General features: G+C 69.5%; 3 protein-coding genes and 1 pseudogene. 2 read left to right on the plus strand and 2 right to left on the minus strand.

All coding sequences use genetic code 11. The annotated features are described in order from the left end of the window. Window positions 1-179: pseudogene (locus JMF90_RS36045) on the plus strand (GNAT family N-acetyltransferase); the annotation flags it as partial. Window positions 180-383: 204 nt separating this feature from the next. Here JMF90_RS36045 and JMF90_RS36050 read toward each other — a convergent pair. After that, the gene (locus tag JMF90_RS36050; protein ID WP_006476323.1) at window positions 384-554 is read right to left on the minus strand and encodes a hypothetical protein; all 171 of its coding nucleotides are present in this window, start codon (window positions 552-554) and stop codon (window positions 384-386) included. Between the two features lie 136 nt (window positions 555-690). Between JMF90_RS36050 and JMF90_RS36055 the strand changes: the two genes are divergently transcribed. Next, window positions 691-873 (plus strand): hypothetical protein, encoded by a 183-nt coding sequence (locus JMF90_RS36055; protein WP_011545098.1) that lies wholly within the window; start codon window positions 691-693, stop codon window positions 871-873. Window positions 874-892: 19 nt separating this feature from the next. On the opposite strand, the gene JMF90_RS36060 is transcribed toward JMF90_RS36055, so the two are convergent. Further along, window positions 893-1,691 (minus strand): MATE family efflux transporter (locus JMF90_RS36060; protein WP_268906097.1); only part of this gene is annotated, 799 nt, incomplete at its 5' end.

Below are 1,691 nucleotides of genomic sequence, written 5' to 3' on the forward strand. Positions count from 1 at the left end.
ATGAACTGCAGACGGGCACCGTCGTCGCACCGCCGCCGCTGATCAAGGGTTACCTGCGTCTCGGCGCGAAGATTTGCGGCGCCCCGGCCTGGGATCCCGACTTCAACTGCGCGGATTTCCTGACGCTGTTCCGTCTGTCGGACATCAACGCGCGCTACGCCCGCCACTTCCTGGGCTGAGCGATCCGAATCGCGCCGCACCTCCGAGGCGGGGCGCACGCAAGCAAACGCCGTCGCGCGGTAGCTGCCGCACGACGGCGTTCGTGTATCCGGCCCGTGTCTGCGTATCGGGCCCCGATAATTTCAGAGACACGCAACGACCACCGTGCCGCAGGGCGGCACGGCTGGGACGGCCCGTGGGAGGGCCGGACGACAGCGGCGCGCTCAGTGCTTGCGCCGCCAGTCGAGCAGGTGGTGTTCCGCCATCCAGTGGTGGATCATCCCTTCGCCTTCGTGGCTGCGCTTGTATTCGCGCGACTCGAAGTACGACAGCGCGACCAGCACCATCAGACCGATGAACAGGCCGATCAGGCCCGCAATTTCCTCAGACGACATGGCAGCCTCCTTTCAACGGCACAGCGCCATGCGTACATAGTAGGACATGCGCGGCGCAACCCCGAAACCGGATTTCCGCTAGACTCGGCGCGGTCCCGGCGTGCGATGGGCGCGCCGTTTTCCGGAGCCCTACCTGATGACCCGTTTCGTGCTGGCCGTGCTGGCCGCATCCCTTCTTGCCGCCTGCAGCAGCGATCCTCGTCAGGCCCGCCGCGGTCACCCGCCGGAAGATCCGGCCGACTATCACGGCGTGCCGACCGACATGACGCCGCCGTCGATGCTCGACGCGCCGCCGCCGAAACCCGTGCAGCAGCAGTAACGGTCGGCCGGGCCCGTAGTCACGCGCGGGCCGCAGGCGCGGCCTGCGGTTCGGCGCCAACGCGCTGCAACAGCGCCGGCAGGTAGCGTGCGAGCGTCGCGCCGCGCGCCGCCATGAACAGCAGCAGCGCGAACCAGAGGCCATGATTGCCGAACATGCCGACGGCGGCGAGCGTGGCCGCGACGAAGATCGACAACGACACGACCATCGCGCGCATCAGCGATTGCGTCTGCGTAGCGCCGATGAACACGCCGTCGAGCAGGAAACCCCAGACCGACACGATCGGCGAGATCGCGGCCCACGGCAGGTAGCGCAGCGCGACGGCGCGGATCTCGGCCTGGTCGGTCAGGCGCGCAACGATCCAGCCGCCCGCCGCCCAGTAAACGAGCGCGAACAGCAGCGCGCCGAGTGCCGACCAGAACAGCGTGACGCGCACGGCTTGCCGGAAGGCGCGGCGATCGCGCGCGCCGGCCGCCGCGCCGACGAGCGCCTCGGCCGCATGCGCGAAGCCGTCGAGGCCGTACGCCATGAAGGTCTGGAAATTCAGCAGTAGCGCATTCGCGGCGAGCGTCGCGTCGCCTTGTTTCGCGCCGAGATGCGCGAACCAGCCGAACGCGCCGAGCAGGCACAGCGTGCGCAGGAAGATGTCGCGATTGAGCGCGATCAGCCGCTTGAGCGCGACGCGGTCGGCAAGCGCGCGTACCGCGAGCGGTGCAAGGCCGCGCGGCCGCAGCCGCCACAGCATCCACGCGCCGAGCGCGAAACCGCACGCGTCCGCGGTGGCGGTCGCTGCGCCGATGCCGGCGATCGCCCCAGCC

Source organism: Burkholderia sp. E168m23, assembly GCF_016586125.1.
GTDB classification, from domain to species: Bacteria; Pseudomonadota; Gammaproteobacteria; order Burkholderiales; family Burkholderiaceae; genus Burkholderia; species Burkholderia orbicola.

Coding starts and splice junctions, on each gene's coding strand:
- JMF90_RS36050 (WP_006476323.1), bottom strand. CDS start 554: ATGTCGTCTGAGGAAATTGCGGGCCTGATCGGCCTGTTCATCGGTCTG.
- JMF90_RS36055 (WP_011545098.1), top strand. CDS start 691: ATGACCCGTTTCGTGCTGGCCGTGCTGGCCGCATCCCTTCTTGCCGCC.